We start from the raw sequence: 25,656 nt of genomic DNA, 5'->3' as shown, positions 1-25,656 counted from the left end.
GGGTGGCAAATGTTATTGTCAGGAAATGATTTGATTGAAAAAGTGACCAACGATACGTTTGTGCACCAAACTTGGACGGCAGCGGATCAAGCAACGATTGTGTTGGATACGATGTTTACTTTTGTCCAAAAACATCTTGCCGCGGGTGATTTGTTGAGTGTTGAAACGTTAGTGAGTGGTGATGAGCCGATTCATTTAGCGTTAGAAACGAATTTGGTGAATTTGCCGATTCGGTATGCTAATCAATTAGGGAAAATCGTGATCAATGATCCTGAGGCTGAGGTGAATCTGTATATGTATGTCGAGCATCCGTTGGTGACTCATTCGGGGATGCGTATTGAATTAGCAGCATCGGTCGCGGCTTATCTAGATGACCCAGATTCAGTCAATGCCAAAATTTCAGAGTTCTATAATCGTGAATTACAAACGATTAATGAAGCGGTACTCGCGGCGACCGAAATGGCAGCAGCAGATGATGACGCTGCAAAATAAGCGTCTTGCTTAATGGGCATTGACAAAGAATGTTTTTTAAATTATAGTAAATCTCATAGTTTTTTAATGTGTTGAAGGATGAGTAAGTTACCAAAGTTTTCCAGAGAGTGTGCAAATGGTGTAAGCACATAAACGGGTGTTGCTGAAGATGGTCTGGAGCATTGATGATATTGAAGGTAACGAAATATCAGGGTGGTGCCTTATAGCTACTTAAGTTAATTACCGGGGTTGATGGTAATTATAAATTGAGGTGGTACCGCGTTGATGACGTCCTCTATGATTTTTTTAGATCATAGAGGTTTTTTTGTATTAAAGGAGCAATTATGGGAAAATATCTAGTACTGCAAACTGATTTTGGTCGCCAAGATGGAGCCGTTTCTGCCATGTATGGTGTCGCGTATGGTGTTAGTGATGAGATCACCGTGGCAGATTTGACACATGGCATCACCCCATTTAACATTTTTGAAGGGTCATTTCGATTGGCTCAGACGGTTAAATATTGGCCTAAGGGCACGGTGTTTGTTTCGGTCATTGATCCTGGTGTCGGCTCAAAGCGGTTATCATTGCTGGCAAAGTTAAAAACAGGTCAATACGTTGTGACCCCAGATAATGGGACGCTGACGCACTTAGCGCTGGAATACGGGATTGAAGCAGTCCGAGTCATTGATGAAACGGTCAACCGGTTACCTGGATCAGAAAAATCAGCAACGTTCCACGGCCGAGACATTTATGCCTATAATGGGGCCCGACTTGCGGCTGGGTTGATGACATTTGAAGCAGTCGGTCGTGAACTGAATCCAGCTGATATTGTGACCTTGCCAACCCATCTGCCAGAGATTATTGATGGTAAGTTGACGGGAAATATCGACATTACGGATGTTAATTTTGGCTCACTCTGGTCAAATATTCCAGAACACATCTGGACAGAAGAATTTAAGGCACAATTGGGTGACTGGTTTGAGGTGCGCATTTATCACCAAGCCGAATTACAATATAGCAATAAGATTCAATACGTTAAGACTTTTTCAGATGTTCATCCGGGTGAATCATTGATTTATATCGATTCAGTTTACACCGTTGGTTTTGCGATTCGAATTGGTAATTTCGCCACTGCCAACCATGTCACGGCAGGGCCAGATTGGTCTGTTGAAATTAAGCGCGTTTAATTAAGATTTTTTTGCGAAGAAGAGGAGTTGTATTATGAAGTTATCTACTCGTAACGTCGTTGCTACTGGAATTGGGGCGGCGGTATTCTTTATTTTATTCAAGTTTGTCGCGATCCCAACCGGAGTCGCTAACACGCAAATCAATGTTGCCGAGGCTTGGTTAGCATTGATTACTGCCATTTTTGGACCGATTGTTGGGGCTTTGGTGGCCTTTATTGGTCACACGTTGAATGATGCTGTTTCGTATGGTTCCGTCTGGTGGTCGTGGGTGATTGCCGATGCATTGTTTGGTTTGTTGCTCGGTTTGATGACGCAACGCTTGGCGTTAGCTGATGGTAATCTCACGACGAGTAAATTGATTCAGTTCAATATTTGGCAATTAATTGCGAATGTGATTGCTTGGGCAGTGGTGGCCCCACTGGGTGATATCTTGATTTATGGTGAACCAGCTAAAAAGGTTTTCTTGCAAGGTGCAGTGACCGTCGGCGCAAACTTTTTGTCAATCACGATTTTGGGCACAATTCTCTTGATCGCCTATAACCGGACGCAAGTAAAACGTGGTTCGTTGACGAAAGAAGATTAATTACAAACATAGTGATTATTTTTCCGGGTGGTTCGCCCGGATACATATTATTTAAAAATAGGGAGACTAGTCATGAGCGAGCCGATGATTGAAATTGAAAACTTGTCGGTTAAATATGATGCGCAAGCTGAAGTAACCTTGAAAGATATTAATCTGGTCATCAATCGTGGTGAAAAGATTTTAATTGCTGGGCCCTCTGGTTCTGGTAAGTCCACATTTAGTCGGGTTTTAAATGGCTTAATTCCACACGCCTTCCCTGGTCAGGTGACGGGCACTATAAAAATAGCTGGGCAGGATGTTACAACTAGTGATGTTTTTGCGCGGTCTTTGCAAATCGGTACGGTTTTACAGGATTCTAATGCACAGTTTGTCGGGTTAACCACAGCTGAAGACTTAGCGTTTACCTTAGAAAACGATGCTGTCGATCATCCGACGATGCTCGCCCAGGTCAAAAAATGGGCGGAAGAGCTACAGTTGACGGAATTATTGGACCTGGCACCCCAAGTTTTATCCGGTGGCCAAAAACAACGCGTGGCGATGGGTGGGGTGTTAATTGACGATTCACCGATTTTGCTGTTTGATGAGCCTTTAGCTAGTCTTGATCCGGCAAGTGGTTATCGCATGATGCAGCTATTGAATCGGATTCAAACATTAGAAAATTTGACAGTCATTATTATTGAACATCGGTTGGAAGAGATTTTACAAACCGGGGTCGATAAGGTTGTGATTCTTGATGAGGGCCAAATTGTTTTTGAAGGTACCGCCCGGGAGGTTTTGCTTGAAAATAAGTTAACGACCTATGGGTTATCAACACCGGCGTATCTTCAAATCTTACATGCGGCCGGGGTCGATTTCAGTACGATCGCCAATCTGGAAGAGCCTGCTAAAATCACGGCACCGGCAATTCGTGATCAAGTGCTGGCATATCAAGCAACCTTGCCTGAAAACAGCCCTCAATCGATGACGAAGCCATTGCTTGAGATTAAAAATCTCGCTTTTAGTTATCCAGATCATCGGCAATTATTCGACAAATTATCGCTGACATTAAATGAAGGCCAGATTGTCGCTTTGGTTGGCAAGAATGGTTCCGGCAAATCGACGCTTAGTCAATTGTTGGTGGGATTTTTGCATGAGTCCGCTGGTGAAATTCGTTGGCAACAAGAAATTGATTTACGGCAATTATCAATCAAGGAACGTGCTGAATACATTGGTTATGTGGCTCAAGATCCGAATAGTATGATGACCCAGACAATCATTTTTGATGAGGTCGCGATCGGCCTTAAGTTACGAGGTGTGCCTGAGGCTGAAATCCAGGCACAGGTGTATCGCCTGTTGAAAATTGCTGGTCTATATAAAATGCGCAACTGGCCCATTGCCGTATTAAGCTACGGGCAAAAGAAACGACTCTCAATGCTTGCTGTACTAGTCTTAGAGCCGAAGCTTTTGATTTTGGACGAGCCCACGGCTGGTCAAGATTTGCGTCATGCACACGAAATGATGGATTTTGTCCAAAAATTGAATCAAGAGCTCGGACTAACGGTGCTCATTATTACCCACGACATGGCGTTGATGTTGGCCATGACTGCACGGGCGTTAGTCTTAGTTGATGGTCAATTATTAGCTGACGTTGCCCCTGCCGATCTGTTGGTTAATCCGGCATTGGTTGCGCAGGCTGATTTACGGTTGACATCAGTCTACACATTAGCAAATGCTTTGCAGTTAGATAGGCCAGAACAATTGGCCCGCGCCCTTGCTCAAGGAGGTCATGATGAATAATTTATTTGGCTTTCAAGCGGGTGATTCAATGATTCACCGGCTGACCGGGACGACCAAGTTGATTACCTTTCTGGTATTGACTTTAGCTGGAATGTTGAGTTTCGATTTGCGCTATTTGGTGGCATTAGCTTTATTGGCAAGCTTCACCTTGAAATTAGCGCATATCAAATGGCAAGACATTGCCTTGATGGTTAAATTGGTGGCCGTTTTTGCGGTCATGAATCTGGTTTTAATTTACTTGTTTGCCCCACAGTACGGGGTCACCCTATTTCATCACCAAACGATATTGTTAGGCAGTGGGGGCTATGCTTTAACGCTGGAACAGTTAGTGTATGAGTTCATCGTCTTGATCAAATACTTTTTCACCTTGCCCTTAGCATTGGTGTTTTTATTGACAACTAACCCAAGTGAATTTGCAGCGGGCTTGAATAAGATCGGGGTCTCTTATCGGATTGCGATCGCATTTTCGTTGACCTTGCGTTATATCCCAGATATCCAGGCAGAGTATTGGATGGTGGCCAATGCCCAACAAGCCCGTGGTTTTGAAATGTCCAAGAAGGCGAGCTTTAGGCAACGGATCAAGGGGGCGGCTGGTATCGTGATGCCACTGGTTTTTTCATCACTCAATCGGATTGATGAAATTAGTCGTGCCATGGATCTACGCCGCTTCGGTAAAGGTAAACGGCGCACATGGTACTTCGCCCAAGTCTTGACGCGACGCGATTATCTTGTACTCTTATTGATGGTGGGCCTGGTGCTGATTGATTTGATATTAATTGGTGTCGACGGTGGTCGTTATTGGTACCCTTTTTAAAAAATATGAAAGCTGTGTAGTCTGACATCAGGTCGACTACACAGTTTTTTCGATGGACGTCGGTATTTTAGAAGCGTTAAACATGGTAGAATATACAGAAATGATGCATAAACAAGATGAAAGAGTCGGGTGAGAGTATTGGCTACATTGATTGATGGCAAAACAATTGCACAAACCGTACGTGCACGAGCAGCTGAGCGGGCACAAAAGTTAGCTGAAATGGGGATCGTACCTGGATTAGCGGTGATATTAGTTGGCGAAGATCCGGCCAGCCAAATCTATGTCCGCAACAAATCACGTGCAGCCAAAAAGGTCGGTGTCCAGTCACAAACGATTGTGATGCCAGTTGAAACGACCGAGGCAGAGGTGTTGGCGATCGTGGCACAACTGAATGAAGATGCAGCGGTTGACGCTATTTTAGTGCAAAGTCCATTACCAAAGCATATTGACGAAGAAAAAGTACAAGAAGCGATTCTGCCAAGCAAGGACGTTGATGGGTTCCATCCTGAAAACATAGGCCGTTTATTTGCTAATCGTGCCGGGTATTATCCGATCGCCAATACGCCCCGGGGTGTGATGACGTTGCTAGACGCAACGCAACAAACATTGCACGGCAAACAGGCCATCGTCATTGGTCGCTCAATTTTAGTTGGGCGGCCGATGTTTTCATTGCTTGAACGGGCTAATATGACGGTGACGTTAGCACACCGGCATACACCACGTGCAGAACTACGACGTTTGACGCAGCAAGCCGATGTTGTGGTCGTTGCTACCGGTGTGCCCGGATTAATCACTGGTGATGATCTCAAAGAGGGAGCTACTGTGATTGATGTTGGTATTAATCGGTTAGCAGATGGTTCACTGGTTGGGGATGTTGATTTTGCTTCAGCGGAACCTAAAGCCGCCTTTATCACGCCAGTCCCTGGTGGTGTAGGACCAATGACCATTGCCACCTTGATGCAAACGACGGTTGAATTAGCCGCCGTAAATCACGGAGTAGAATTGGATTAAGATGATTGAATACTTAACAGTTACCGCGTTAACTAAATATTTAAAGCGGAAATTTACGGTCGATCCGCATCTGCAAAAGATCTATCTAACTGGTGAGGTCTCTAATTTTCGGCCACGTGCCAAACATCAATATTTTTCAATTAAGGATGCGCACGCCACGATTGGGGCCGCCATTTGGCAAGGTGTGTATGCCCGTTTACCATTTAAACTGGTAGATGGTATGAAGGTCAATGTCACTGGCCATATGGATTTGTTGGAGACCAGTGGGTCATACTCCATTATTGTTGATAAGATCGAACCTGATGGTGTGGGGGCCTTGGCGTTACAATTTGAACAACTCAAGCACAAGCTCGCTGAAATTGGACTATTTAGTCGACCTAAAAAAGTCATCCCCCAGTTCCCGAAAAAAATTGCGGTGATTACATCCCCTAGTGGCGCAGTCATTCGCGATATCATGACCACTGTGGCACGCCGTTATCCAATCGCCGGCATTTATTTATACCCAGCGGTTGTCCAGGGAGCCCAGGCTGTCCCAGACCTGTTGCGACAATTAGATGCTGTCGCTCAAGGCGATTACGACGTCTTAATCATCGGGCGTGGTGGTGGTTCGATGGAAGACCTGTGGGCGTTCAACGATGAAAAACTAGCCTATCGACTAGCGGATATGCCCTTACCAGTCATCAGTTCAGTTGGTCATGAGACCGATACGACCATTGCTGATTTTGTTGCTGATCAACGAGCAGCTACCCCCACCGCCGCCGCTGAACTAGCCACCCCGATTACGCTACCACAGGTATGGAATGGTTTGACAGATTGGCAAACACGCATGGTGAACAGCGTGTCGCACAAAATCACTGAACTTGAAAGCCGATTACAGCGAGTCCAAGGGCGCTATGTCCTCACTGAGCCAAACCGCCTATATGAGGGAGTGATGCAGCGATTAGATTTAGCACAAAATCGTTTAGTCAGCAACATGGGTCAGCAGGTGGAGCGGGCCGAACATCAGTTTGCGTTAGTTCAACAACGGCTACAACCAGCCATAAGTCAGACATTTACAAAGAAGGATGAGCACTTTAGGCAGTTAGTGGCGCATTTGAATTTAGTGAGTCCACTCGAGGTGTTGGCACGCGGTTATAGTGTGACCACTGGTGAGCAGGGGATTATTCAAAGTATTGATGATTTAGCCGTGGGTGATCACATCGAAGTACGGTTGCATGACGGTCATGTTAAGGCAACGATTACAGAAAAAAGGAAAGCATGATGGCAGAAAAAACATTTGAAGAGAACTTGGCTGAATTGGAAAAAATTGTGAACCAGTTAGAAAAAGGTGATGTGCCATTAGAAGAAGCCATTGCACAATTTGAAACTGGCGTGAAGTTATCTAAACAATTACAAAACACTTTGCAAAATGCCCAACAAAGCCTAACCAAAATTGTGGCCGAAGATGGGACAATGACTGATTTTTCAGCAGAGGGACAGGCATGAACTTAGCAGCATTTATGGCTAAAGTACAGCCGGCCATTGAAGAGAACTTGGCTGAACAATTAACGACAGCCAGTCAATTACCAGCCCTCGCTGAAGCGATGAATTATTCTGTGATGAATGGTGGTAAGCGACTGCGACCAGCTTTATCGTTAGCTGTGCTAGCAGATTTAGGGCTGGCTTGGCAAAATTATTTAACTGAGGTCAGCGCCGTTGAATTAGTCCACACCTATAGCTTAATCCATGATGATTTACCGGCAATGGATGATGATGACTTACGCAGAGGTCAGCCGACCAGTCATAAAGTGTACGGTGAGGCGTTAGCAATTTTAGCTGGGGATGCCCTACAACCTTTGGCGTATCAATGGTTGGCGCAAAGTGAACTCCTTTCAGCAGGGCAAAAGTCTGAGCTGATGTTACAGTTGGCACAGGCGAGTGGTGCTGATGGCATGGTAGCTGGTCAAGTTGCAGACATGGCAGCGACCGCTGCTGAAACCATCACCCTCGAGCAAGCAATGGCCATTCATTATCGTAAAACTGGCGCTTTGCTCGGGTATGCTGCCGTTGCTGGCGGGATTATCGGCCAAACAAACGAGGATGCCTTGAGCTTACTCTGGGATTTCGGGATGACCTATGGGTTGGCTTTTCAAATTAAAGATGACTTAGATGATCTGGCCCAAGATGATACCGAGGATAAGCAAAGTTACCCCTATCTCCTGGGAGTGACTGGTGCGCAACAAGCGTTACAACAGCAGGTCACGTTGGCCCAGGAACAGGTGGATGGGTTACAGACTTTAACTGGGCACTCGATGCAGCAGCTGAACGCGTTTTTAGCATATTTTAAGGATGAAATGGAGTAACGATGGCAGGAATTGAAAAAGAACGCGTGGATATATTAGCGGTACAACAGGGTTTGTTTACATCACGTGAACAGGCCAAGCGGGCCATTATGGCAGGTGAAATCCTTGGTCAAAATGAACAACGTATGGACAAAGCCGGTGAAAAAATTCCTGTGACGACCGAACTACATCTTAAAGGCAAGCCCATGCCGTATGTTTCACGTGGTGGCTTTAAGTTGGAAAAAATGATCAATGTGTTTGACATTTCAATGGCTGATAAAGTGGTGCTAGATATCGGATCATCAACGGGTGGGTTTACGGATGTATCATTGCAGAATGGTGCTAAATTAGTGTACGCACTGGATGTTGGGACAAATCAATTAGCCTGGAAATTACGTTCAGATAGTCGCGTCGTGGTCATGGAAAATACTAATTTTCGTTATGCTCAGCCAGATGACTTTACGCATGGTCAACCTGAACGGGCGACGATTGATGTCTCATTCATTTCTCTGAATTTGATTTTGCCACCATTATCTAAAATTTTGGCGCCCGGAGGCTCAGTCGCCACATTGATTAAGCCACAATTCGAGGCTGGACGTGAGGCAGTTGGTAAACATGGCATTGTTAAAGATGCCGCCACGCACTTAGCAGTCATTAATAAAGTGGCAGGGTATGCACAAACGGCAGGGTTTAGCATCGTGGCCCTTGATTTTTCACCAATTAAAGGTGGTTCAGGGAATATTGAGTTTATTGCCCATTTGAAGCTTGACGGTGGTGAGGAGACCATTTCTGAACGCGATCGTCGGGCGGTTGTTGAGGCGGCCCATGCTCAGCTGAACGCGCGTCGAAAGGAGCAGGCCGATGGCACGGAATAAGCAACAACGCCAGCAAGCCATTAAGCAACTCATCAGTACGCATAAGATTCAAAAACAAGAAGAATTGGTTGATTTGTTAAATGAGCAAGGTTGGGAAGTCACGCAGGCAACCGTTTCGCGCGATATCGCTAGTATGCAACTAGTCAAGGTACCTTTAGAGACGGGCGGGTTTGCCTATGCCATGATGAATGGCACTGATTATTTAGCTCAACTCGGTCAAATCTTGCATGAAGAGACCAGTTCAATTGATTTTCAGGCCAATATGATTATGGTTCGGGTCGCACCAGGAACCGGACCAGCATTGAAGAATGCCCTTGAAACATGTGAGTTTACTGAAGTTTTTGGGGTTATTGGTGACGATACGGGTGCACTGATCGTCTTGAAAACAGCGGTTAATGCTGCAAATTTTGTTAAAAAGTTACAGAGTTTACCTGGTTAATGAGCAAAGGAGCTGTGATGTTACAGGAATTATCCATTCAAAATTTTGCGATTATTCGGAAGCTGAATTTGACATTTAATGATGGCATGACGGTTTTGACCGGTGAAACGGGTGCGGGTAAATCAATTATCATTGATGCCGTTGGCTTACTGACGGGTGGGCGTGGTTCACAAGATTTCATTCGCGAAGGGGCGGATCGGGCAATTTTACAAGGGCTCTATGACATTCCTGAAAATTCTAAGTTGGTCGCCGTTTTAGACCAGTACGGCATTATATTAGAGTCGCAGCAACTATTGATTCATCGTGAATTACAACGGAATGGCCGTAATGTGATTCGGGTGAATGGCACCTTAGTCAATACCACGATTTTGCGACGCATTGGTCTCTTCTTAGTTGATATTCATGGTCAAAATGAGCATCAAGAGTTAATGCACGTCGACCGCCATCGGGTGTTGTTGGATGAATTTGGGAAGCAAGAGATTGAACCCCTGCTACAACAATATCAGGCAGCATATGATACCTATCGTGAACTTGAGGAACAGTACCATCAACGCCTCGAAAATGAGCAAGAGTGGGCACAACGCTATGATATGTTATCGTTTCAAGCAAAAGAATTAGCTGAAGCGGACTTGCATGATGGTGAAGAAGCTGCCTTAGAAGCAGAATATCAGGCATTAACTAATTTTCAGGATGTCTTGGAGGCCTTGTCTAAGTCTTATGAAGCCTTAGCAGGTGACTGGGATGGTAACGGATTAGAGACCGTTTCGGTCGCGGTTGATGCCATGGAAGATATTGAGGAATTAACCCCCACTTACCAAGTATTAACGGAACAAGTTCGGGGTGCTTATTTTGAATTACAGGAGGCATCCACTGCCATTCAAAGTGCGCGTGATAATCTGGAATTTGATGCGGAACGTCTGCAATTTGTCGAAGATCGGTTGAATTTGATTCGTAACCTAGAGCGTAAGTATGGTGTCACCATTGCTGATGTTTTGACACATCAAAGTCAAGTGGATGAAGAGTTAGCCCAAATGATTGGCACGGGTGCGACGGCTGCTGAGCTGGCTGATCAAGTAGCAGTGGCACAGGCACAAGCCCAGATTTACGCGGATGAATTAACCGCAGTCCGCCAAGCCAAAGCAGGTTTACTGGCTGAACAAATTCATCTGCAACTAAAGGATTTGGTGATGGACAAGGCCATTTTCTCAGTTCATTTTGATAAAGCAAATACCTTAACGAGCACTGGTCAAGATGATATCGAATTCTATATTCAGACGAATCCAGGTGAAACTGCGAAGCCCTTAGTTAAAATCGCCTCTGGTGGTGAACTTAGTCGGATGATGTTGGCCATGAAGACCATCTTTTCGAAACGACAAGGTATCACCTCAATTATTTTTGATGAAGTTGATACGGGTGTCTCTGGACGGGTGGCCCAAGCAATTGCCGAAAAAATAGCCATGATTGCGGAGAATTCACAAGTGTTAACAATCACGCATTTACCACAAGTGGCGGCCATTGCAGCGACTCATTTGTACATCGAAAAAAATATCGTTGCTGATCGCACCGAAACAAGTGTGCGGGAATTAACTGTTGAAGAACGGGTGGACGAAGTGGCCCGGATGTTGTCAGGTAGTGAACTTACCGCTGCAGCCCGCCAAAATGCGCGTGATCTTTTAAAAATATGATCTGAACACCTTAAAACGGCTCTATTTAAAATAGATGGCGTTTTTTGTTTTCACGATAAAAGACTATAATGCACTTGAAATAGCTATTTTTAAGGGGGAGAAGCAATGAAAATTAGTACTTTGAAGCCCGAATTAGGACAATATCCGTATCTTCAAGCCATCGGTATTTATTCAGATGCGACGGCAGCCCGGCAAGCTTACCAGCAACAAAAAGCGCAGGCTGATGTGTTTGCATTAACGTTAGTAGACGAGAAAAGCAATGTCTTAGAAGGGGTTTTATTATACAAAAAGCAGCATCATCAGGCGGTCATCATCAATGCGTTGATTAGTCGCCGCTTGCAAGATATCAAGGCGATGCAATATTGGTTGACGGTGTTTAGTCAGCACCGCTTCGATGCAGTTCAAGTGCGCCTGGTGATCGACAATGCTGATTTATTGCAGCGCCTGGAACTTAATCAAGTTGCCAATCAGGTGTACGTCCGAGAATTTACGTATCCAACAGCGTTAGTTTTAGGTGGAGGTGGGGCCCATGGTGCCTTTGCAACGGGTGTTTTCGATGTGCTCAAGGAGCACCAGATCCTACCTGATTATCTGTGGGGTGTCTCGGTTGGTGCAATCACAGGGATGTCTTTAATGCATTTAGATAGTACGGTGGCACATGCGACCTGGGATTCGTTAACGACAGACAAAGTGTATGGCATCGCCACTGTGGGTGCCACACGATATGAATTAAGCAAAGTGCTTGCAGAACATTTTGTCCGGCAAAACTATTTTGAGAAAGATAAATTACGTGAAATCCTGCGTCCAGTTGTCGCACAAGAATTGGCTTTACCTCATAAAATACCGTTTACCTTAGTAGCCACAGAATTCCCACTCCTCAAGGAAACGCATTACGCGGTGAATGAGGAGACTAGGGTGGAAGAACTGGTCGAATGGATTGTCGCATCCAGCGCATTTTATCCGATTGTCGATCCAGTTTGGATTAAGGGGAAACAATATATTGACGGTGGGTTTACAGATAATATTCCAATCGAATATGCGGCCAAACAAGGTGCCAAAGAGATTTGGGCTGTGTATATGATGGAGGGTTCTGTCTACAAGGATAAGGTACCAGCCGATGTGCAGGTCCATATGGTGCGTTCGCCCTGGACATTAGGCCCTTTGCTAGATTTTTTGCCTGAACGGAGTGCCGAACATATGCGCTTGGGTGAAATTCGTACCCGCCAAATGTTAGGAGATTATGCAGGTTATTATTACGCCTTTGAACCAAACACGGATTGGCAACCATTCAGTCAAACATTTCGCAAAGCGTTAGCTAAGCATGCTGCGACAGCCCCGATTGCCTTGTTCTTGGCAGATCCGCTCGTGTGGTTGCGTTTTAAACAATGGCTGGCCGTCGATACGGAATATCAAGACTATGATGCACAAGCCCTTGGCTTAGCTGTGATTGAACGATTAGGTCGGTTACTGGGCGTGGATAAGCTGCCTGTGTATACAGCGGCGACCTTTGTGACAGCCATTCGTGAGCTGGGCAAGCAACAATGGCAGAGCTTGAATGTACCTAATACGGGCATCACGCGCCGGTTGCTATTAACGAATCCTGAGATTATCTTGTGGGGCGTGTTGTATACCTTGTCTAAATAGGGTAAACCGAGTATGATTAGAGTAATAGTTTTTAGAAAAGGAAGTATCTACCATGAAGCGTGGCGTATTGATTGTCTTGTCAGGACCATCAGGTGTTGGTAAGGGCACAGTACGAAAGGCGTTGTTTGAAGAAACAGACATCGACTTTCAATATTCAATTTCGATGACCACTCGTAATCCGCGAGAAGGTGAAATGAATGGTGAGGATTACTTCTTTGTCACCCGTGAAGAATTCGAAAAGAATATTGCCGAGGGTAATATGCTTGAGTATGCGGAATACGTTGGGAACTATTACGGGACACCGAAGACTTTCATTGATGATACATTGGCCTCAGGCCGCGACGTTTTCCTTGAAATTGAAGTACAGGGAGCTTTGCAGGTTAAAGAAAAGATGCCTGAGGGCGCCTATATCTTCCTAACACCACCTGACTTGGACGCTTTAAAAGAACGTTTAGTTGGGCGGGGCACAGAAGATATGGACGTGATTGACAAGCGGGTGAATACGGCTGCTTCTGAGATTCGCATGATGGCTAATTATGATTATGCTGTGGTCAATGATGAGGTTGAAAACGCCGTGCAACGTATTAAAGACATAGTTAAAGTAGAACGTTTACGGGTGAACCGAGTGTTACCAGAATATATTGCGATGATTGAGGAGATTGACAAATGAGCGAAAAAGGAATTCTATATCCATCAGTTGACAACTTGTTAAAGGTTGAAAATTCACGTTACAAGTTGATCGCATTGGGTGCTAAGCGGGCCCATGAGTTGGAGAAGGGCGCATTGCCAACGTTGAGTCACTTTGACTCAGTAAAGCCAATCGGGCAAGCTTTTGAAGAGATCGAAGCTGGCAACGTCATCGTTGATCCTAATGAAACTGATTTTGAATAATAAATAGACTAAACGATCTTTCGGCATGAAAGGTCGTTTTTTATTTGCAGCGATTGTCGATTAGGTGCTGACACCCCCTTTACTTTAAAATAATGTCAAAATTTAGTCATAAATTTTCATAATTCACTAACAATTTCGATAAGTCTGTTTTATAATATAATTATTCAAAATGCTATCAAGTCTTTAATTGGAGAAGAAGATCTTTAAACATTGAGACATAGCAAAAAGGCACTCCTACGCGCAAATTGGAGTGCCTTTTTATTTTGCCAAATAAAATTAATTATTTGATTAGTAACATGAGGATCGCAACGACAGCCGGCAGCCCTTGGACTAACCAAATCTTGCGACTGGCAGTGAAGCCGCCATAAATAGCTGCGATGAGGACAAAAGCCATTTCTAATAACAACAGGTTAGTTTCATAGGGGGTGGGCAAAACTAAAATGGTGGCGATGATCAACAGCCCTAACAAGCCGTTATAAACCCCTTGATTCCCTAACAAGGTTTTAACCTCAGGGATAATCAGTGCTTTTGGGTCGATTTCAAAAGCCTTCGCTTGCGCTTTGATTGAACCAAACATTTCGAGATACATAATGTAGAGAGCCTCAAGTGCGACTAATACTGGAAATAAGATAAAAATAAATGACATATGCCCTTCTGCTTTCTTAATTAAAAAATAAAGCAACTTGATTTGCATCAGGCTGCATACCAAGTTGCTGTTAATGGAGGTGAGGGGAGTTGAACCCCTGTCCTACCATCTCGGCACTAATACATCTACGTTCATAGTCGATTTATTTAAGTTTCGCTACGTGCACGCCAATCCACAAGGCGATCACATTCGCTAACCTGATTATCCTCTTAGTAACCACTTCAGGTGGGAGGGTTACTCGCAGGTTGCAATCTAATGACTTACTCAAATCAGCAACTAAGAAAAGAGTGAGTTAGGCAAGCTGTTTTTTAGGCAGCTAAAGCCATAGTGTTTGAATTTTTTGCAGTTAATTCTTCTGAGTGGATTAAGGTTCACAACCCCTAAACGCAATACTAGCTCGAACGATGCCAGTCGATTCCGTAACACCCCCAAGATGTTAGTCAATTATAGTATACCAAACATGGCACGTTGAAAAAAGCATCACCATTGATAATGGTGACGCTCGGGATAGTTATTTCTTCATTTGGGCTTCTTTTTTTGATGCCAGTGCCGAGCGGACAGCGGAGATGATCGCTGGTAAGACGGACACTACTAGGATACCAATGATCACGAGTGAGAAATGTTTTTGGATGAACGGAATGCTACCAAAATAGTAACCAGCTTCCACACCGACAATGACCCAGAGGGTTGCCGCAATCATATCAAGCGCTAGGAAACGCTTGTAGTTAAAACCAGAAATGGACGCGATGAAGGGTGCTAGGGTCCGTATAATTGGTAAGAAACGTGACAAAATGATCGCCATGGCACCGTGCTTCTCATAGAATGCATGCGCTTCGATGAGATGCTTTTCCTTGATAAAACGTCCAAGGAGGGGATGACGCACGAGTTTAATACCGACAGTTCGGCCAAGTAAGAAGTTTAGTGAATCCCCACCAACGGCTGCTAACCAAAAGATTAGCATCAGTAACCAATGATTTAGTGAGCTACCTGAGATGGCTGATATTGCCCCTGCTGCAAATAACAACGAATCCCCTGGTAGAAAAGGTAAGACAACGGCACCGGTTTCGATAAAGATCACGGCAAATAGTAGAATATATGACCACGGTCCTAAAATACTCACCCATTGGGCTAAATGTTTATCTAGGTGTAGAAATAAGTCGACCACAAGACTAATAGCATTCATAAAATTATTTGTAACTCCTTCTATAGTTTCAACTGGCATTTTAGCATGTTTTCTACCTCCTTGGTTGATTGTTGGGTATGTTATAATGAATTCTAAAATAGTAAAACATTGAGGAGATATACATCATGGCACTGCCACAATTAGATTTACAAGCCGTTGAGGGACCAATCGCTGTCTTAGAAACAAATTACGGTACGATCAAAATTCAACTGTTTCCTACCCAAGCACCTAAGACTGTCGAGAATTTTACAGGCTTGATTAAGCAAGGATATTATGATGGTATTATTTTCCATCGTGTGATTCGTGACTTCATGATTCAAGGTGGCGACCCTACTGGTACTGGTATGGGTGGTGAGTCATTCTTTGGCAAGGCTTTTGACGACGAATTTTCAGATGAAGTCTTTAATCTGAACGGTGCACTATCAATGGCGAATGCCGGTCCTAACACAAATGGATCACAATTCTTCATTGTTAACGCGCCTAAGGTTGCCGCACGTGACTTGAAGTCCTTGAATGGTCTGTATCCAAAAGAGATCATTGAGAAGTATGCTGAAGTGGGTGGTACGCCTTGGTTGGATGGTAAAAACCCATTAACGCCATATGGCCACACTGTTTTTGGTCAAGTGGTTGCTGGTATGGATGTGGTTCAGAAAATTGATGGTGTCAAAACGGATTATGCTGATAAGCCAGTTGAAGATGTTGTCATTGTTAAGGCTTCAGTTGAAGCTTAATAAAATGCCCGTAATTTTACGGGATACATATAGTATGAAATTTGACAGGGTGGAGGGATGATTGACAGATGTATCGAATCGGGGAAATTGTGGACGGCGTCGTAACGGGTATTCAGCCATACGGTGCATTTGTCCAACTAGATAATCAAACACAGGGCTTGATTCATATTTCAGAATGTCGGTCGGCCTATATTCATCATGTTGGGGATGAATTAACCATTGGGCAAGAATTGCAAGTGATGGTTTTGGATATCGACCAATATACAGGCAAAATTTCGTTGTCACGACGAATCGTGATCGAGTCAGCGCATGCTTCTAGTCACGATGACCAACCAATCGCTGATCGTGGCTATCGTCATTATTGGACTAACTCACATCTAGAAATTGGTTTTCGACCGATTGCCGAGAATAAAGATGATATGATATCAGAAGCCTTAACTAGGCTAATGAAATAGAAAAAGAAGGAAAAGTAAGTAAAGATGTCTTTAATTGCTGGCACTGTTTTTTACACAGATACTGAAACGAATAATACCTATTTCTTAGTAACGGATGAAGTTCCACAGCCAAACTTCTATACAGTGAAGATGCATCGGCATAATGATGAAACGGCTTTAGGTGCAATTCTTAATGGCTTTAAAAATGAACTCGCATTGAATTTGGATAATTTACGCCTTGGTGAGTTGGCCGGTTGGCATATGAAGAGTGATGCTGATTTAATCGCGTTGTATACTTTTGAGGTGGTTAATCCAGCCATCTTTGATCATGAACGATTAAGTATGCTAGGCATGCATTTTGCTAACGCGAAAGACTTAAATAGCCTACTAACGACCGTTGATATGAATGGGGTTGGTCGCCTTGACTAGTATGCCAGGATGAGTTTGTAGAAATACAGGCTTGTTTTTTATTGACAAATACTTTTGGGTGGGATAGTATATTCAAGTTGTCTAAAACCAATAAGCCAGAAAATAATTTATATAAAAATAAGTTGTTGACATTTATTCGAGATTTAGATATGATATAAAAGTTGCTTAAGGGCGATATATAATTAATTAAAATTGTCAGTAAATAAGTTGTTGACTTTGAACTGGTAATGAAGTATATTAAATATCGTTGTTGAAAAGCAATTGGAAATAGTTCTTTGAAAACTGAATAACGTTTCGATGATCAAATGTGTAGGGTCTTCAAATTTTAGAATTTGAAGCAAAAAACATTTGCGAAGTCAATTCGCTAGTAAATTCGTTTAACATTGGTTAAACACAACAAAGATTGAGTTATACTCAAGCTTTCAAATTGAGAGTTTGATCCTGGCTCAGGATGAACGCTGGCGGCGTGCCTAATACATGCAAGTCGAACGCCTTGTGGTTTTAATGAATAGCGTGCTTGCACAATATGATTTAAAACAATGCAAGGAGTGGCGAACGGGTGAGTAACACGTGGGAAACCTACCTCTTAGCAGGGGATAACATTTGGAAACAGATGCTAATACCGTATAACACTAAAAACCGCATGGTTTTTATTTGAAAGATGGTTCTGCTATCACTAAGAGATGGTCCCGCGGTGCATTAGTTAGATGGTGAGGTAATGGCTCACCATGACGATGATGCATAGCCGAGTTGAGAGACTGATCGGCCACAATGGGACTGAGACACGGCCCATACTCCTACGGGAGGCAGCAGTAGGGAATCTTCCACAATGGGCGCAAGCCTGATGGAGCAACGCCGCGTGTGTGATGAAGGGTTTCGGCTCGTAAAGCACTGTTGTAAGAGAAGAATGTACTTGAGAGTAACTGTTCAAGTAGTGACGGTATCTTACCAGAAAGGGACGGCTAAATACGTGCCAGCAGCCGCGGTAATACGTATGTCCCAAGCGTTATCCGGATTTATTGGGCGTAAAGCGAGCGCAGACGGTTATTTAAGTCTGAAGTGAAAGCCCTCAGCTCAACTGAGGAATTGCTTTGGAAACTGGATGACTTGAGTGCAGTAGAGGAAAGTGGAACTCCATGTGTAGCGGTGAAATGCGTAGATATATGGAAGAACACCAGTGGCGAAGGCGGCTTTCTGGACTGTAACTGACGTTGAGGCTCGAAAGTGTGGGTAGCAAACAGGATTAGATACCCTGGTAGTCCACACCGTAAACGATGAGTGCTAGCTGTTCGAGGGTTTCCGCCCTTGAGTGGCGTAGCTAACGCATTAAGCACTCCGCCTGGGGAGTACGACCGCAAGGTTGAAACTCAAAGGAATTGACGGGGACCCGCACAAGCGGTGGAGCATGTGGTTTAATTCGAAGCAACGCGAAGAACCTTACCAGGTCTTGACATCCTTTGACCACTCCAGAGATGGAGCTTTCCCTTCGGGGACAAAGTGACAGGTGGTGCATGGTTGTCGTCAGCTCGTGTCGTGAGATGTTGGGTTAAGTCCCGCAACGAGCGCAACCCTTATTGTTAGTTGCCAGCATTCAGTTGGGCACTCTAGCGAGACTGCCGGTGACAAACCGGAGGAAGGCGGGGATGACGTCAAATCATCATGCCCCTTATGACCTGGGCTACACACGTGCTACAATGGCATATACAACGAGTCGCCAACCCGCGAGGGTGCGCTAATCTCTTAAAGTATGTCTCAGTTCGGACTGTAGGCTGCAACTCGCCTACACGAAGTCGGAATCGCTAGTAATCGCGGATCAGCACGCCGCGGTGAATACGTTCCCGGGTCTTGTACACACCGCCCGTCACACCATGAGAGTTTGTAACACCCAAAGTCGGTGGGGTAACCTTTATAGGAGCCAGCCGCCTAAGGTGGGACAGATGATTAGGGTGAAGTCGTAACAAGGTAGCCGTAGGAGAACCTGCGGCTGGATCACCTCCTTTCTAAGGAAAATCGGAAACCTGCACAGCATCGAAACGTTATTCAGTTTTGAGAGAAATATCTCTCAAGTTTAGTTCTTTGAAAACTGAATCATATTAATGTAAATTTTTAAATTTCAATTTAAATTAAATTGAACCGAGAAATACACCGCGTTATTTTTTTGAGTTTTAAAACAAGTTCATTACTTTAATTAGTAATAATCGCAAGTGACCTTTATGGTCACATACTCGAACTTGAATCATCAGCGTAAGCTGATAGGTTAAGTTATTAAGGGCGCATGGTGGATGCCTTGGCACTAGGAGCCGATGAAGGACGGGACTAACACCGATATGCCTCGGGGAGCTGTAAGTAAGCTTTGATCCGGGGATTTCCGAATGGGGGAACCCAACTTGTTATGCAAGTTATCAGCAGTTGAATACATAGGCTGTTTGAAGGTAGACGTTGTGAACTGAAACATCTCATTAGCAACAGGAGTAGAAAGAAAAATCGATTCCCTGAGTAGCGGCGAGCGAAACGGGAAGAGCCCAAACCAAGATGCTTGCATCTTGGGGTTGTAGGACTGTCGTTGTGGAGTTACAAAATGGTTTGTTAGTTGAAGTGGTTGGGAAGCCACGCGAGACAGGGTGATAGCCCCGTAAACGAAAGCAAGCCATCTCCCGTACAGGATCCTGAGTACGGCCGGACACGTGAAATCCGGTCGGAATCTGGGAGGACCATCTCCCAAGGCTAAATACTACCTAGTGACCGATAGTGAACCAGTACCGTGAGGGAAAGGTGAAAAGCACCCCGGAAGGGGAGTGAAAAAGTTCCTGAAACCATGTGCCTACAAGAAGTTAGAGCCCGTTAATGGGTGATAGCGTGCCTTTTGTAGAATGAACCGGCGAGTTACGATCCCATGCGAGGTTAAGGTGGAAAGACCGGAGCCGAAGCGAAAGCGAGTCTGAAATAGGCGAGATAGTATGTGGTTGTAGACCCGAAACCAGGTGACCTACCCATGTCCAGGGTGAAGGTGTGGTAAGACGCACTGGAGGCCCGAACCTGTGCATGTTGAAAAATGCTAGGATGAGGTGTGGGTAGCGGTGAAATTCCAATCGAACTTGGAGATAGCTGGTTCTCTCCGAAATAGCTTTAGGGCTAGCCTCGGAATGTAGCGTCTTGGAGGTAGAGCACTGTTTTGGTGCGGGGCCCATCTCGGGTTACCAAATTAAGATAAACTCCGAATGCCAATGACGTATGTCCGGGAGTCAGACAGTGAGTGATAAGATCCATTGTCGAAAGGGGAACAGCCCAGACCGCCAGTTAAGGTCCCTAAATGTGTGTTAAGTGGAAAAGGATGTGGAGTTGCACAGACAACTAGGATGTTGGCTCAGAAGCAGCCATCATTTAAAGAGTGCGTAATAGCTCACTAGTCGAGTGATTCTGCGCCGAAAATGTACCGGGGCTAAACACACTACCGAAACTGCGGGTGCCACGTAAGTGGCGCGATAGGAGAGCGTTGTAAGGGCGATGAAGTCAGACCGTGAGGACTGGTGGAGCGCTTACAAGTGAGAATGCCGGTATGAGTAGCGAAAGACAGGTGAGAATCCTGTCCACCGTATGACTAAGGTTTCCTGGGGAAGGCTCGTCCTCCCAGGGTTAGTCGGGACCTAAGGCGAGGCCGAGAGGCGTAGTCGATGGATAACAGGTTGAGATTCCTGTACCAGGTGAATATGTTTGAACGATGGAGGGACGCAGAAGGCTAACAGAACCCAGCGGCTGGAAATGCTGGGCTAAATCATAAGTCTTGGAAGTAGTTAAATGCTTATTCCTCATAGGACAAGTGATGATGGGGACCGAAATAAAGTAGGGAAGTCTGTGATGTCACGCTGCCAAGAAAAGCTTCTAGTTAGTATTTACCTGCCCGTACCGCAAACCGACACAGGTAGTCGAGGAGAGCATCCTAAGGTGTGCGAGTGAACTCTCGTTAAGGAACTCGGCAAAATGACCCCGTAACTTCGGGAGAAGGGGTGCTCAGCGCAAGCTGAGCCGCAGTGAATAGGCCCAGGCGACTGTTTATCAAAAACACAGGTTTCTGCAAAATCGTAAGATGACGTATAGGGGCTGACGCCTGCCCGGTGCTGGAAGGTTAAAAGGAGTGCTTAGCTTCGGCGAAGGTACGAATTGAAGCCCCAGTAAACGGCGGCCGTAACTATAACGGTCCTAAGGTAGCGAAATTCCTTGTCGGGTAAGTTCCGACCCGCACGAAAGGCGTAACGATCTGGGCACTGTCTCAACGAGAGACTCGGTGAAATTTAAATACCCGTGAAGATGCGGGTTACCCGCGACAGGACGGAAAGACCCCATGGAGCTTTACTGTAGCTTGATATTGAGTGCTTGTGCAGCTTGTACAGGATAGGTAGGAGCCGTAGAAGTCGGAACGCTAGTTTCGATGGAGGCAATGGTGGGATACTACCCTCGTTGTATGATCACTCTAACTCACACCACTCAGCGTGGTGGAAGACAGTGTCTGGCAGGCAGTTTGACTGGGGCGGTCGCCTCCTAAAAAGTAACGGAGGCGCTCAAAGGTTCGCTCAGAATGGTTGGAAATCATTCGCAGAGTGTAAAGGCACAAGCGAGCTTGACTGTGAGACTTACCAGTCGAGCAGGTACGAAAGTAGGACTTAGTGATCCGGTGGTTCCGCATGGAAGGGCCATCGCTCAACGGACAAAAGCTACCCTGGGGATAACAGGCTCATCTCCCCCAAGAGTCCACATCGACGGGGAGGTTTGGCACCTCGATGTCGGCTCATCGCATCCTGGGGCTGTAGTCGGTCCCAAGGGTTGGGCTGTTCGCCCATTAAAGCGGTACGCGAGCTGGGTTCAGAACGTCGTGAGACAGTTCGGTCCCTATCCGTCGCGGGCGTAGGAAATTTGAGAGGAGCTGCCCTTAGTACGAGAGGACCGGGGTGGACGTACCTCTGGTGTATCAGTTGTTCCGCCAGGAGCATCGCTGAGTAGCTATGTACGGATGAGATAAACGCTGAAAGCATCTAAGTGTGAAACTCGCCTCGAGATGAGATTTCCCATTCAGAAATGAAGTAAGACCCCTTATAGATGATGAGGTAGATAGGCTAGAAGTGGAAGTGCTGCGAAGCATGGAGCGGACTAGTACTAATGGTTCGAGGACTTAACCAAGTAGTAACAGATAACGTGGTTTCAAAGTTCAATAAAATTTACTTGACAATATGATTCAGTTTTGAGATAATTAATCTCGTAATGCTAATTAAATAGCACGTGTCGTGATGATGGCACTGAGGTCACACCTGTTCCCATACCGAACACAGCAGTTAAGCTCAGTAGCGCCGAAAGTAGTTGGAGGATCGCTTCCTGCGAGGATAGGACGTCGCGACGCACTTATGGACGTTTAGCTCAGCTGGGAGAGCACCTGCCTTACAAGCAGGGGGTCACAGGTTCGATCCCTGTAACGTCCATCGGGCCGTTAGCTCAGTTGGTAGAGCAGTGGACTTTTAATCCATGGGTCCAGGGTTCGAGCCCCTGACGGCCCATTGCCTCATTTTGAATAATCTGGCGTATAATATTATGCCGACTTAGCTCAGTTGGTAGAGCATCGCTCTTGTAAAGCGGGGGTCGAAGGTTCGAGTCCTTTAGTCGGCATTGTTATGCGAAGTTAGCTCAGCTGGTAGAGCGCCACCTTGCCATGGTGGAGGTCGCGGGTTCGAATCCCGTACTTCGCTTTGCCGGATTGGCGGAATAGGCAGACGCAGGGGACTTAAAATCCCCCGGTATTTATACCGTGCCGGTTCGAACCCGGCATCCGGCATTTACTATGCACCTATAGCGCAATTGGATAGAGTGTCTGACTACGAATCAGAAGGTTGCAGGTTCGAGTCCTGCTAGGTGCATTGCTACGAAGTAGCGATATAATAATTAAATTCGGGACGTAGCTCAGCTTGGTAGAGCACCTGGTTTGGGACCAGGGGGTCGCAGGTTCGAATCCTGTCGTCCCGACTTGATTTTGTCTACTATTAAGTTGATATAAATCTCGCGGTGTAGCTCAGCTGGCTAGAGCGTCCGGTTCATACCCGGGAGGTCGAGGGTTCGATTCCCCCCGCCGCGATTGACTCATCCTTTGGACCCTTAGCTCAGTTGGTTAGAGCAGACGGCTCATAACCGTCCGGTCGTCGGTTCGAGTCCGACAGGGTCCATAGACTTTTGTCGAGTTTAATAATTCATGGAGATGTACCCAAGTCTGGCTGAAGGGAACGGTCTTGAAAACCGTCAGGTCGGGAAACCGGCGCGTGGGTTCGAATCCCACCATCTCCTTTAGTTCTTGTTCAAGGACTAGTAAAATAATATTATCGCGGGATGGAGCAGTTTGGTAGCTCGTCGGGCCCATAACCCGAAGGTCGCAGGTTCAAATCCTGCTCCCGCAATTTGGTCGCATGGTCCAGTTGGTTAGGACGCCTGCCTGTCACGCAGGAGATCACGGGTTCGAACCCCGTTGTGACCGTTAATTTTGGCTCGGTAGCTCAGTTGGTAGAGCATACGATTGAAGCTCGTAGTGTCGGCGGTTCGATTCCGTCCCGCGCCATTGACTAATTAAGTCATAATTAAATACCATGCGGATGTAGTACAATGGCTAGTGCTCCAGCCTTCCAAGCTGGGAATGCGGGTTCGATTCCCGTCGTCCGCTTTGTGGGCCTGTAGCTCAGTTGGTTAGAGCACTGTGTTGATAACGCAGGGGTCACAGGTTCGAGTCCTGTCAGGCCCATTGTTTAAAGTTTATACTTTGACATGGGGACATACTCAAGAGGCTGAAGAGGCGCCCCTGCTAAGGGTGTAGGTCGGGAAACTGGCGCGAGGGTTCGAATCCCTCTGTCTCCGCTACGATGTAGGCATTCGCCTACTTTTTTAATTTATTGAATCATTTCAACCGTTTGCTGATGCAGGCGGTTTTTTTATTGCCATTCTAAAGAGTGTAGAACGCCCCAGATCAATTACCAAACAGAGGTTAGTTTTGGTGAAAATCTGAAGTACGCTAGATATCATGCCAAGTCAAAGGATCTTTTTAATTAAATTATATGCATTAGTTGAATTTGAAATATTTATGCAATATAAATAAACGGCTGTCATCAGATGAAGCGACTCGGTGATAATGCGCCTTATATGTCGCTTTTTATGAACTTTTAGTTAATGAGAACAACTAATTATTCTTATATTCATATATTGTTACAGTAACATAACATTAGAAAAATAATATACACTTATATTGTAAGAACTTTCACAATACAATATTGAATATAAAGTATAAGGGGGCGGGGCATGATTATTCGAGGAAGTGTTATTAAGAGTCGGCGTGAGGAATTAAGTATCTCACAACAAGATTTATCAAGAGGAATTTGTCATCAGTCATTAGTATCAAGATTGGAAACTTCAAATCACATTACTAGCATGACGATACTACAACATCTCTGCCAACGTTTAGCCATCAAACTAGATGATGTGGTGCATTGGAGTGAGGAGGATAATCAATCCTTATGTCATGTACGTACGTTATTAGAAGAACATCGTTACAAAGAAGCTCGAAAAATTATCAGCGTACCTGAGTTTAAGGCCAAGTTACCTAGCTATACAATCGCTGAATTCCACTTATTATATGGCCAAATTGAATCTGGGCTGAAACATACCAATTTGGCAGTCAACCATTTGAATCATGCGCGGGCATATGCGTCGCCTGAACAGCGACAGTTAACTTTGGAAATTGAGAGTGAACTAGCGGCTGTTTGGATTGCCGAAAATGATTTGGAGAACGCCCGCGAGGTGATTGCCAATGCGATCATGTTAATCAATGCAATGAATCGATCTAAGACGCACGCACATCCAAAATCATGTGTTAGCGTGTATTTACGCGCAGCTGAATTAGCAATGATTGATAATGAACATAAACAAGCGTTAGAATTTTTGCATGATGCGCGCGTATACGTACCGAAAATGATTTTAAATAGTGATATAGTCAAAATAAATTTTTTGGAGGGACGGATTCGCCTAGCGTTGCATAATCTGCATGAATCATGTCACTCATTTATCAAGGCATATAGCGATGCTGAGACCATTGGCGATGCGAAACTAATGGATGATATTGTCCCATATTTGCGCCATCATAATGTCGATCAGTTATTTTAACCAGGTTTTATGACTGTTTTCCATGAGATTTATATAGGGAAATATATTCATGATCGGTCGTGGCATGAGGCTAAACGTCGATTTTTAAAGAAATCGAATCTAGGTTACTGAGCGCACGCGATTTTCTGATAAGCGTGTCACTAGGTATCAAATAAGACTGAGCGCCTTCGCGGCCAAGGGTTATATTTGATCAACAATTGTACTGGAAGTACCAGACGAAGAGGGCTAAAACATGATGTATGAACATCATGTTTTTTGATTGTTTTCTGCTAAAAATAGTTTTACTAAGGGACATAATACGAGTAAAATAGGTAACAGTAGGGACAAAGTTTCCAGATTTTTTGTTTTGTATTTT

21 protein-coding genes, 16 tRNA genes, 3 rRNA genes, 1 other RNA gene and 1 other annotated feature are annotated in these 25,656 nt (G+C 45.0%); of the genes, 38 read left to right on the top strand and 3 right to left on the bottom strand.

Features of this window, described 5'->3' with window-relative positions:
* Positions 1 to 9: 9 nt before the first annotated feature.
* The 15 genes from WSWS_RS06000 (at position 10) to rpoZ (ending at position 13,697) form a co-directional block, all read left to right on the top strand.
* A complete protein-coding gene (locus tag WSWS_RS06000; protein WP_070230416.1) occupies positions 10 to 492 on the top strand; it encodes a hypothetical protein in 483 nt (160 codons plus the stop codon).
* A gap of 62 nt (positions 493 to 554) precedes the next feature.
* Positions 555 to 770 (top strand) — a binding site (T-box leader).
* Positions 771 to 815: 45 nt separating this feature from the next.
* Positions 816 to 1,658: an SAM hydrolase/SAM-dependent halogenase family protein gene (locus WSWS_RS05995; RefSeq protein ID WP_070230415.1), complete on the top strand. Its 843-nt coding sequence runs from the start codon at positions 816 to 818 to the stop codon at positions 1,656 to 1,658.
* 34 nt (positions 1,659 to 1,692) lie between these two features.
* Positions 1,693 to 2,241, top strand: a complete 549-nt coding sequence (locus WSWS_RS05990) for an ECF-type riboflavin transporter substrate-binding protein (RefSeq protein ID WP_070230414.1) — start codon at positions 1,693 to 1,695, stop codon at positions 2,239 to 2,241.
* Positions 2,242 to 2,313: 72 nt separating this feature from the next.
* Positions 2,314 to 4,017: an ABC transporter ATP-binding protein gene (locus tag WSWS_RS05985; protein WP_070230413.1), complete on the top strand. Its 1,704-nt coding sequence runs from the start codon at positions 2,314 to 2,316 to the stop codon at positions 4,015 to 4,017.
* Positions 4,010 to 4,831 carry an energy-coupling factor transporter transmembrane component T family protein gene (locus WSWS_RS05980; RefSeq protein WP_070230412.1) on the top strand — a complete coding sequence of 274 codons (822 nt, stop codon included), beginning with the start codon at positions 4,010 to 4,012 and terminating at the stop codon, positions 4,829 to 4,831. Before WSWS_RS05985 ends, WSWS_RS05980 begins: the two co-directional genes overlap by 8 nt.
* Positions 4,832 to 4,969: 138 nt before the next feature.
* The gene (locus WSWS_RS05975; protein WP_070230411.1) at positions 4,970 to 5,842 is read left to right on the top strand and encodes a bifunctional 5,10-methylenetetrahydrofolate dehydrogenase/5,10-methenyltetrahydrofolate cyclohydrolase; all 873 of its coding nucleotides are present in this window, start codon (positions 4,970 to 4,972) and stop codon (positions 5,840 to 5,842) included.
* A gap of 1 nt (position 5,843) precedes the next feature.
* Positions 5,844 to 7,103 (top strand): exodeoxyribonuclease VII large subunit, encoded by a 1,260-nt coding sequence (gene xseA, locus WSWS_RS05970; RefSeq protein WP_070230410.1) that lies wholly within the window; start codon positions 5,844 to 5,846, stop codon positions 7,101 to 7,103.
* Entirely contained in the window at positions 7,103 to 7,327 is a 225-nt protein-coding gene (locus tag WSWS_RS05965; protein ID WP_070230409.1) for an exodeoxyribonuclease VII small subunit, read from the top strand. Before xseA ends, WSWS_RS05965 begins: the two co-directional genes overlap by 1 nt.
* Entirely contained in the window at positions 7,324 to 8,184 is an 861-nt protein-coding gene (locus tag WSWS_RS05960; RefSeq protein WP_070230408.1) for a polyprenyl synthetase family protein, read from the top strand. The genes WSWS_RS05965 and WSWS_RS05960 overlap by 4 nt, the downstream gene beginning before the upstream one ends.
* Before the next feature lie 2 nt (positions 8,185 to 8,186).
* Positions 8,187 to 9,038 (top strand): TlyA family RNA methyltransferase, encoded by an 852-nt coding sequence (locus tag WSWS_RS05955; RefSeq protein WP_070230407.1) that lies wholly within the window; start codon positions 8,187 to 8,189, stop codon positions 9,036 to 9,038.
* Complete coding sequence (locus WSWS_RS05950) at positions 9,025 to 9,477, top strand: arginine repressor (RefSeq protein WP_070230406.1); 453 nt, start codon at positions 9,025 to 9,027, stop codon at positions 9,475 to 9,477. Before WSWS_RS05955 ends, WSWS_RS05950 begins: the two co-directional genes overlap by 14 nt.
* 17 nt (positions 9,478 to 9,494) lie before the next feature.
* A complete protein-coding gene (recN, locus tag WSWS_RS05945) occupies positions 9,495 to 11,162 on the top strand; it encodes a DNA repair protein RecN (RefSeq protein WP_070230405.1) in 1,668 nt (555 codons plus the stop codon).
* Between the two features lie 105 nt (positions 11,163 to 11,267).
* Positions 11,268 to 12,806 (top strand): patatin-like phospholipase family protein, encoded by a 1,539-nt coding sequence (locus tag WSWS_RS05940; RefSeq protein WP_070230404.1) that lies wholly within the window; start codon positions 11,268 to 11,270, stop codon positions 12,804 to 12,806.
* Between the two features lie 52 nt (positions 12,807 to 12,858).
* Positions 12,859 to 13,476, top strand: coding sequence for a guanylate kinase (gene gmk, locus WSWS_RS05935; RefSeq protein WP_070230403.1), 618 nt, complete (start codon positions 12,859 to 12,861; stop codon positions 13,474 to 13,476).
* On the top strand, positions 13,473 to 13,697 hold the full coding sequence (rpoZ, locus tag WSWS_RS05930) for a DNA-directed RNA polymerase subunit omega (RefSeq protein ID WP_070230402.1): 225 nt from the start codon (positions 13,473 to 13,475) through the stop codon (positions 13,695 to 13,697). The genes gmk and rpoZ overlap by 4 nt, the downstream gene beginning before the upstream one ends.
* Positions 13,698 to 13,977: 280 nt before the next feature.
* Here rpoZ and WSWS_RS05925 read toward each other — a convergent pair whose 3' ends face one another.
* The 3 genes from WSWS_RS05925 to WSWS_RS05915 all read right to left on the bottom strand — a co-directional run bounded on the left by WSWS_RS05925 (position 13,978) and on the right by WSWS_RS05915 (position 15,526).
* Complete coding sequence (locus WSWS_RS05925; RefSeq protein ID WP_070230401.1) at positions 13,978 to 14,343, bottom strand: DUF1304 domain-containing protein; 366 nt, start codon at positions 14,341 to 14,343, stop codon at positions 13,978 to 13,980.
* Positions 14,344 to 14,414: 71 nt separating this feature from the next.
* Positions 14,415 to 14,773: a transfer-messenger RNA gene (ssrA, locus tag WSWS_RS05920) on the bottom strand.
* Between the two features lie 81 nt (positions 14,774 to 14,854).
* A complete protein-coding gene (locus WSWS_RS05915) occupies positions 14,855 to 15,526 on the bottom strand; it encodes a VTT domain-containing protein (protein WP_070230836.1) in 672 nt (223 codons plus the stop codon).
* A gap of 125 nt (positions 15,527 to 15,651) precedes the next feature.
* Here WSWS_RS05915 and WSWS_RS05910 point away from each other — a divergent pair, with 125 nt between their 5' ends.
* From WSWS_RS05910 to WSWS_RS05800, 23 genes are all read left to right on the top strand, one after another.
* The gene (locus WSWS_RS05910; protein ID WP_070230400.1) at positions 15,652 to 16,257 is read left to right on the top strand and encodes a peptidylprolyl isomerase; all 606 of its coding nucleotides are present in this window, start codon (positions 15,652 to 15,654) and stop codon (positions 16,255 to 16,257) included.
* A gap of 68 nt (positions 16,258 to 16,325) precedes the next feature.
* Positions 16,326 to 16,712, top strand: a complete 387-nt coding sequence (locus WSWS_RS05905; RefSeq protein ID WP_070230399.1) for a CvfD/Ygs/GSP13 family RNA-binding post-transcriptional regulator — start codon at positions 16,326 to 16,328, stop codon at positions 16,710 to 16,712.
* 24 nt (positions 16,713 to 16,736) lie between these two features.
* The gene (locus tag WSWS_RS05900; protein WP_070230398.1) at positions 16,737 to 17,120 is read left to right on the top strand and encodes a hypothetical protein; all 384 of its coding nucleotides are present in this window, start codon (positions 16,737 to 16,739) and stop codon (positions 17,118 to 17,120) included.
* Between the two features lie 423 nt (positions 17,121 to 17,543).
* Positions 17,544 to 19,120, top strand: a 16S ribosomal RNA gene (locus WSWS_RS05895).
* A gap of 255 nt (positions 19,121 to 19,375) precedes the next feature.
* Positions 19,376 to 22,292 (top strand): 23S ribosomal RNA (locus WSWS_RS05890).
* 100 nt (positions 22,293 to 22,392) lie between these two features.
* Positions 22,393 to 22,509, top strand: a 5S ribosomal RNA gene (gene rrf / locus WSWS_RS05885).
* Together the 16S, 23S and 5S rRNA genes with 16 tRNA genes alongside form the textbook arrangement of a ribosomal RNA operon.
* Positions 22,510 to 22,515: 6 nt before the next feature.
* A tRNA-Val gene (locus tag WSWS_RS05880) sits at positions 22,516 to 22,588 on the top strand.
* A gap of 2 nt (positions 22,589 to 22,590) precedes the next feature.
* Positions 22,591 to 22,663: transfer RNA gene (locus tag WSWS_RS05875), tRNA-Lys, on the top strand.
* Positions 22,664 to 22,699: 36 nt separating this feature from the next.
* Positions 22,700 to 22,772, top strand: a tRNA-Thr gene (locus WSWS_RS05870).
* 7 nt (positions 22,773 to 22,779) lie between these two features.
* Positions 22,780 to 22,852, top strand: a tRNA-Gly gene (locus WSWS_RS05865).
* 2 nt (positions 22,853 to 22,854) lie between these two features.
* Positions 22,855 to 22,938, top strand: a tRNA-Leu gene (locus WSWS_RS05860).
* 8 nt (positions 22,939 to 22,946) lie between these two features.
* Positions 22,947 to 23,020 (top strand) — tRNA-Arg (locus WSWS_RS05855).
* Between the two features lie 32 nt (positions 23,021 to 23,052).
* Positions 23,053 to 23,126, top strand: a tRNA-Pro gene (locus WSWS_RS05850).
* Between the two features lie 35 nt (positions 23,127 to 23,161).
* Positions 23,162 to 23,235: transfer RNA gene (locus WSWS_RS05845), tRNA-Met, on the top strand.
* A 14-nt stretch (positions 23,236 to 23,249) separates the two neighbouring features.
* Positions 23,250 to 23,323, top strand: a tRNA-Ile gene (locus WSWS_RS05840).
* Between the two features lie 28 nt (positions 23,324 to 23,351).
* Positions 23,352 to 23,441, top strand: a tRNA-Ser gene (locus tag WSWS_RS05835).
* Between the two features lie 36 nt (positions 23,442 to 23,477).
* Positions 23,478 to 23,551: transfer RNA gene (locus tag WSWS_RS05830), tRNA-Met, on the top strand.
* Between the two features lie 3 nt (positions 23,552 to 23,554).
* A tRNA-Asp gene (locus WSWS_RS05825) sits at positions 23,555 to 23,628 on the top strand.
* Positions 23,629 to 23,636: 8 nt separating this feature from the next.
* Positions 23,637 to 23,709 (top strand) — tRNA-Phe (locus WSWS_RS05820).
* A gap of 30 nt (positions 23,710 to 23,739) precedes the next feature.
* Positions 23,740 to 23,811: transfer RNA gene (locus WSWS_RS05815), tRNA-Gly, on the top strand.
* 4 nt (positions 23,812 to 23,815) lie between these two features.
* Positions 23,816 to 23,889 (top strand) — tRNA-Ile (locus WSWS_RS05810).
* A 25-nt stretch (positions 23,890 to 23,914) separates the two neighbouring features.
* A tRNA-Ser gene (locus WSWS_RS05805) sits at positions 23,915 to 24,002 on the top strand.
* A 438-nt stretch (positions 24,003 to 24,440) separates the two neighbouring features.
* Positions 24,441 to 25,301, top strand: a complete 861-nt coding sequence (locus tag WSWS_RS05800) for a helix-turn-helix domain-containing protein (protein ID WP_123773683.1) — start codon at positions 24,441 to 24,443, stop codon at positions 25,299 to 25,301.
* The last annotated feature ends 355 nt before the right edge of the window (positions 25,302 to 25,656 follow it).

Origin of the sequence: Weissella soli (assembly GCF_001761545.1) — a bacterium.
GTDB lineage: Bacteria > Bacillota > Bacilli > Lactobacillales > Lactobacillaceae > Weissella > Weissella soli.
Note: the sequence above shows the minus strand (reverse complement) of the source record. Positions and strands in the feature narration are given on the sequence as shown.